Source organism: Bradyrhizobium sp. UFLA06-06, from assembly GCF_054820065.1.
The window spans coordinates 91,443-97,612 of record NZ_JADFUD010000031.1; the positions used below are offsets into that span (position 1 = coordinate 91,443).

Annotated in this window: 5 protein-coding genes and 1 pseudogene; 3 read left to right on the forward strand and 3 right to left on the reverse strand. The window is 63.5% G+C overall.

All coding sequences use genetic code 11. The features are described from left to right. The first annotated feature begins 88 nt into the window (after positions 1–88). From IF803_RS25160 to boxB, 3 genes are all read left to right on the forward strand, one after another. Positions 89–898 (forward strand): alpha/beta fold hydrolase, encoded by an 810-nt coding sequence (locus IF803_RS25160; RefSeq protein WP_411781170.1) that lies wholly within the window; start codon positions 89–91, stop codon positions 896–898. Positions 899–1,074: 176 nt separating this feature from the next. Continuing rightward, on the forward strand, positions 1,075–2,763 hold the full coding sequence (gene boxC / locus IF803_RS25165; protein WP_461193846.1) for a 2,3-epoxybenzoyl-CoA dihydrolase: 1,689 nt from the start codon (positions 1,075–1,077) through the stop codon (positions 2,761–2,763). Positions 2,764–2,775: 12 nt separating this feature from the next. Continuing rightward, entirely contained in the window at positions 2,776–4,227 is a 1,452-nt protein-coding gene (gene boxB, locus IF803_RS25170; RefSeq protein WP_411781168.1) for a benzoyl-CoA 2,3-epoxidase subunit BoxB, read from the forward strand. Positions 4,228–4,427: 200 nt separating this feature from the next. Here boxB and IF803_RS25175 read toward each other — a convergent pair. The 3 genes and pseudogenes from IF803_RS25175 to IF803_RS25185 form a co-directional block, all read right to left on the reverse strand. Further along, a pseudogene (locus tag IF803_RS25175) lies at positions 4,428–4,723 on the reverse strand (type II toxin-antitoxin system RelE/ParE family toxin). Beyond that, on the reverse strand, positions 4,720–5,028 hold the full coding sequence (locus tag IF803_RS25180; RefSeq protein ID WP_461193847.1) for a type II toxin-antitoxin system RelB/DinJ family antitoxin: 309 nt from the start codon (positions 5,026–5,028) through the stop codon (positions 4,720–4,722). The pseudogene IF803_RS25175 and the gene IF803_RS25180 overlap by 4 nt, the downstream one beginning before the upstream one ends. A gap of 142 nt (positions 5,029–5,170) precedes the next feature. Beyond that, positions 5,171–5,971, reverse strand: coding sequence for an SDR family NAD(P)-dependent oxidoreductase (locus IF803_RS25185; protein WP_461193849.1), 801 nt, complete (start codon positions 5,969–5,971; stop codon positions 5,171–5,173). Between the last annotated feature and the right edge of the window lie 199 nt (positions 5,972–6,170).

A 6,170-nucleotide genomic window follows, 5' to 3' on the forward strand; every position in this document is an offset into this window, starting at 1 on the left:
GACGCTGTTCAACGGCTTTTGCGCAACAACTGAAGCCTGTGGTTATGGGTCCCGGCCTTCGCCGGGACGACGATGAGGAAGGTCCTGCATGCAAAATCTAAACCCCACAGGCTTCCTCAGCATCGACGGCGCCGAGCTCGAATACCGCATGATCGGTCCCTCACCCGAGACCGCGCCGACCATCGTGATGCTGCACGAAGGCCTCGGCTCGGTCGGGTTGTGGGGCGACTTCCCCGAGAAGCTGCAGGCGGCGACCGGCGCCGGCGTGTTCGCCTATTCGCGATCAGGCTATGGCGCGTCGTCGCCGGCGAAGCTGCCGCGTCCGGTCGACTACATGCATCGCGAGGCGCTCGACGTGCTGCCGAAGCTGCTCGACCGGATCGGCTTCCGCCGCGGCTTGCTGCTCGGTCATTCCGACGGCGCGTCGATCGCGGCGATCTATGCCGGCGCGCATCAGGATCATCGCCTGCACGGCCTCGCGCTGCTGGCGCCGCACTTCATCGTCGAGGACATTTCGGTGCAGTCGATCGCCGAGATCAAGACGGCGTATGAGACCACCAATCTGAAGGAGAAGCTGGCGCACTGGCACAAGGACGTCGACAACGCCTTCCATGGCTGGAACGACGCCTGGCTCGATCCGGCATTCCGCGACTGGGATATCTCCGAATATCTCGCCTATATCCGCGTGCCGGTGCTGATCGTGCAGGGCGCGGCTGACCAGTACGGCACGATGCGCCAGGTCGAGATCGCCCAGGACGAGTGCTACTGCCCGGTCGACGTCGTGGCCATCGCTGGCGCCGGCCATTCGCCGCATCGCGAGGCGCCCGCGGTGACGCTCGAAGCGGTCACCGAATTCGCCAGGGCGGCGCTCCGCGACGACCCGGCACTGGCCGCCTGACCTTTGGTGCCGGTGCCAGGCCATTGGCCGAGCGAATGAATTTCGCAAACATGAAACAAAATGCATGTTTTTGCGTTTTGAACTAGACCAGATCGAAAACATGCATTATTGTGCATGAAGACCTCGACGACGAACCTTCAAACGAACAACAGCAAGACAACAGATAAGGGTGGCCCATGGCTGGTGACGATCGCGTCCTTGCAGGCGGGGCGAAGTACATCGACTTCCAGACCGATCCGTCGCGCTACCGGCACTGGAAGCTCGACGTTGCCGGCGATGTCGCGACGCTGACCATGGACGTCGACGAGAACGCCGGCCTGTTCGAGGGCTACCAGCTCAAGCTGAATTCCTACGACCTCGGCGTCGACATCGAGCTTGCGGACGCCGTGCAGCGGCTGCGCTTCGAGCATCCCGAGGTCAAGGTCGTGGTGATGCGCTCGGGCAAGAACCGCGTGTTCTGCGCCGGCGCCAACATCCGCATGCTGGCGGGCTCGACCCATGCCCACAAGGTCAACTTCTGCAAATTCACCAACGAGACCCGCAACGGCCTGGAAGACTCCAGCGAGAATTCCGGCCAGAGCTTCATCACCGTCGTCAACGGCACCGCGGCCGGCGGCGGCTATGAGCTCGCGCTCGCGACCGACCACATCATGATGGCCGATGACGGCGCTGCTGCCGTCGCACTGCCCGAAGTGCCGCTGCTCGCGGTGCTGCCGGGCACCGGCGGGCTCACGCGCGTCGTCGACAAGCGCAAGGTGCGCCGCGACCACGCCGATTTCTTCTGCACCATCGAGGAAGGCATCAAGGGCAAGCGCGCCGTCTCCTGGCGCCTGGTCGACGAGATTGCGCCGAACTCCAAGCTCGAGGGCAAGCTGGCCGAGCGCGTCAAGGAATTCGCCGCCAGGTCGAAGCGCAACGGCGCCGGCAAAGGTATCGCGCTGGCGCCGCTGACGCGCACCATCGACGACAGCGCCATCCGCTACGGCTTCGTCAGCGTCGACATCGATCGCGCGGCGCGCATCGCCACCATCTCGATCAAGGCACCGGAGACCACAGCGCCCGCCGACATCGACGGCATGATCGCGCAAGGGCCGGCGTTCTGGCCGCTGCAGGTCGCCCGCGAGCTCGACGATGCGATCCTGCATCTGCGCATCAACGAGCTCGAGATCGCGATGCTGGTGTTCAAGAGCCATGGCGACCGCGCCAATGTCGTGTCCTATGACGCGTTCCTGGAGGCCAACAAGGCGCACTGGCTGGTCAACGAGGTCAGGCATTACTGGAAGCGCGTGCTCAAGCGCATCGACGTCACCTCGCGCACGCTGGTGACGCTGGTCGAGCCCGGCTCCTGCTTCGTCGGCACTTTGGCCGAGCTCGTATTCGCCGCCGACCGCTCCTACATGCTGATCGGCCAGAAGCAGGGCGACAACCGCCCGCCGCCGGCGATCGAACTGACGGCGATGAATTTCGGGCCCTATCCGATGAGCCACGGCCTGACCCGGCTGCAATCGCGCTTCCAGGCCGACCCGTCGGATCTCGAGCGCGCGCAGGCGTCGATCGGCAAGGCGCTCGACGCGGAGGAGGCCGAGGAGCTCGGCCTCGTCACCTTCGCGCTCGACGACATCGACTGGGACGACGAGGTCCGCGTGTTCTTCGAGGAGCGCACCTCGTTCTCGCCCGACGGCCTCACCGGCATGGAAGCCAATCTGCGCTTCGTCGGTCCGGAGACCATGGAATCGAAGATCTTCTCCCGCCTCACCGCGTGGCAGAACTGGATCTTCCAGCGGCCGAACGCGGTCGGTGAGGACGGCGCACTGCGCCGCTACGGCACCGGCCAGAAGGCGCAATTCGACATGACGCGAGTTTAAGGGAGCACGGCCATGAACATGAACATCATGAACGTCGATTACTCGACCAAGATTCCGAACAATGTGAATCTCGCCGAGGACCGCCAGGTGCTCAAAGCCCTGGAGGGCTGGCACCCCGGCTACATGGACTGGTGGAGCGACATGGGGCCAGAGGGCTTCCAGGAGTCGCTGGTCTATCTGCGCACCGCCTATTCGGTCGATCCGCGCGGCTGGGCCAAGTTCGACTACGTGCGGATGCCCGAATATCGCTGGGGCATTCTCCTTGCTCCCCAGGAGGAAAATCGCGTCATCCCGTTCGGCGAGGATTACGGCAAGCCGGCCTGGCAGGAGGTCCCCGGCGAGCACCGCGCGATGCTGCGTCGCCTGATCGTGATCCAGGGCGACACCGAGCCGGCCTCGGTCGAGCAGCAGCGCCATCTCGGCAAGACCGCGCCCTCGCTCTATGACATGCGCAACCTGTTCCAGGTCAATGTCGAGGAAGGCCGCCATCTCTGGGCGATGGTTTACCTCTTGCAGAAATATTTCGGCCGCGACGGCCGCGAGGAGGCCGACGATTTGTTGCGCCGCCGCTCGGGCGACGCGGATAGCCCGCGCATGTTGGGGGCCTTCAACGAGGCGACGCCGGACTGGCTGTCGTTCTTCATGTTCACCTACTTCACCGACCGCGACGGCAAGATGCAGCTGCACTCGCTGGCGCAGTCGGGCTTCGATCCGCTGTCGCGCACCTGCCGCTTCATGCTGACCGAGGAAGCCCACCACATGTTCGTCGGCGAGACCGGCATCACCCGCGTCGTGCAGCGCACCTGCGATGCGATGAAGGAAGCCGGCATCACCGATCCGAACGACATCGCCAGGATCCGCGCGCTTGGCGTGATTGACCTGCCGACCATCCAGAAGAAGCTGAACCTGCACTATTCGCTGTCGCTCGATTTGTTCGGCTCGGAAGTGTCGACCAACGCGGCCAATGCCTTCAACGCCGGCATCAAGGGCCGCTACAAGGAGACCACGATCGACGACGACCACCAGCTCAAGAGCTCGACCTATCCGGTCATGAAGATGGTGGACGGCCAGATCAAGATGGTCGACGAGCCGGCGCTGACCGCGCTCAACATGCGGCTGCGCGACGACTACACGCAGGACTGCGTCAAGGGCATGCTGCGCTGGAACAAGGTGATCTCGACCGCGGGCATCGACTACAAGCTGGCGGTGCCGAACACCGCCTTCCACCGCCAGATCGGCGAGTTCAAGGACGTCCATGCGACGCCCGATGGCCTGCTGATCGACGACGCCACCTGGGCCAAGCGCAAGAACGACTGGCTGCCGTCGACCGCGGACGGCGACTTCATCGCCTCGCTGATGAAGCCGGTGACCGAACCCGGCGAGTTCGCCTCGTGGATCTCGGCGCCCAAGGTCGGCATCGACAACAAGCCCGGCGACTTCGAATATGTGAGGATCGAGAGCTGATCGGCGCGAGCATGATCCGGAAAAGTGTGAAGCGGTTTTCCGAAGAGATCATGCTTAAGCAACAGATTAGGTCGTGATGCGAAAATCGCATCGTGACCTAACGGTTTCTTTCCGCAGGGAGAGAACAGGAAGGGGCGAGCCGAAAAGGTCCCGGGCTCGTCCCTTTCTTTTTTGATCAGATGCCGGTACGGAGCCTGGCCTCAATCGTCATTTGTAAGTTCGTCGGGCCACATCTGCGCGCCGTGAAGCACGCGCAAGATGCGAACAGTCTCGCCGTCGACAAGGTACGCTGCGACATAAGGTGTTTGCGGGATGACCAACTCGCGCGTGCCGGCGACACGCCCGGGCCGCCACTGTCAGGAAAGTCGAGCAGGCGCCGCGCAGCATCAGCAATCTGTTCGTCAACATAGACGGCCGCACGAGGATTCTCGGCCTCGATGTAGCTGAAAATGTCGTCGCGATCGGATAACGCGAAGCGCGACCAGACGAGTTTCACCGCTTACGCCCTGTCGCTTTTCGAAGCGCGGCGGCGCGGCGTTGCGCGAAATGCGCTTCGACCTCGGAATCATCGAGACCGGGCTGGGTATCCGCCAACGCCTGGTGCACCTTCTCGCGAAACCAGCTGTCGTAAGCCTGGCTGTTGCTCACGAGCTCCAGTGGAAGCATTCCTTCATTGGCCGTGCGTGTCAGCAGAATCCGCACGGCGTCGGATACTGTGAGACCCATGTTCTCCAGAACCTCGGTGGCCTTCTCCTTTACGTCCGCATCGATGCGGGTTTGGACCAGGGCATTCGAAGCCATAGCGATCTCCTTCACTCACATCCAATGTAATGCATTTGAATGACAACGCCAGAGGGACAGCCCTATGGAAGCAGGTGAACCAGCGACAAAAACGGCCCCGCCCTTCGGCGGAGCCGTTGCCGTAGGTCGGTCGCGCGGCCGCTTAGCCCGCGATCTCCAGCCCTGCCGTCGCATAGACCACGCCGCCATCGACCGCGATGGTGTTGCCCACGACGTAGTCGCCGGCGCGCGAGGCGAGATAGATTGCGGTGCCTGCCATGTCCTCGTCGCTGCCGACGCGCTTCGCCGGCACACGCTTGGCGACCTCGTCGGCGTGGTCGCGCGCGGCGCGGTTCATGTCCGACTTGAAGGCGCCGGGCGCGATCGCGGTGACGTTGATATTGTCCTTGACCAGGCGGGTCGCCATGCGGCGCGTCAGATGGATCACCGCGGCCTTGCTCGCGGCATAGGAATAGGTCTCCATCGGGTTGACGAAGATGCCGTCGATCGAGGCGATGTTGATCACCTTGCCCGGCCTGTCGTGCGTCGCCGCCGCGCGCAGCGGCTTGGCCAGCGCCTTGGTCAGGAAGAAGATCGACTTGACGTTGAGGTTCATCACCTTGTCCCAGCCGCTCTCCGGGAATTCGTCGAAGTCCGCGCCCCAGGCCGCGCCGGCATTGTTGACGAGGATGTCGAGCTTCGGCTCGCGCTTGATGATCTCGCCCGCGAGCTTTTCGCAGCCCTCGACGGTCGAGATGTCGATCGGCAGCGCGATGCATTCGCCGTCATAGGCGGCGGACAGCTCCTGGGCGGTCGCCTCGCAGGGACCTGCCTTGCGCGCGGTGATGTAGACCCTGGCGGCACCCTGCGCGAGGAAGCCGGCCGCGATCATCTTGCCGATGCCGCGCGATCCCCCGGTTACCAGTGCGACGCGGCCCTTCAGCGAAAACAGATCCTTGAACATGCGCTCCTCCATTGCGTTGCCAGTGGTTCTGGGCGCGGCCGGGGAGCGAGTCAAGGAGAGGGGAGGGATCGGTAGCCCGGATGCAGCGAAGCGAAATCCGGGAAAATGCTATTGGAGTGCACCCCAAAAGTGAGACACGGGAAATTAGGGACAGTTCTCTAACGGAGAACGTATGTCCAGCAAATCGCCCCGTGTTTTC

Coding starts and splice junctions, on each gene's coding strand:
- boxC (WP_461193846.1), top strand. CDS start 1,075: ATGGCTGGTGACGATCGCGTCCTTGCAGGCGGGGCGAAGTACATCGAC.
- IF803_RS25180 (WP_461193847.1), bottom strand. CDS start 5,028: ATGGCTTCGAATGCCCTGGTCCAAACCCGCATCGATGCGGACGTAAAG.
- IF803_RS25185 (WP_461193849.1), bottom strand. CDS start 5,971: ATGTTCAAGGATCTGTTTTCGCTGAAGGGCCGCGTCGCACTGGTAACC.
- IF803_RS25160 (WP_411781170.1), top strand. CDS start 89: ATGCAAAATCTAAACCCCACAGGCTTCCTCAGCATCGACGGCGCCGAG.
- boxB (WP_411781168.1), top strand. CDS start 2,776: ATGAACATGAACATCATGAACGTCGATTACTCGACCAAGATTCCGAAC.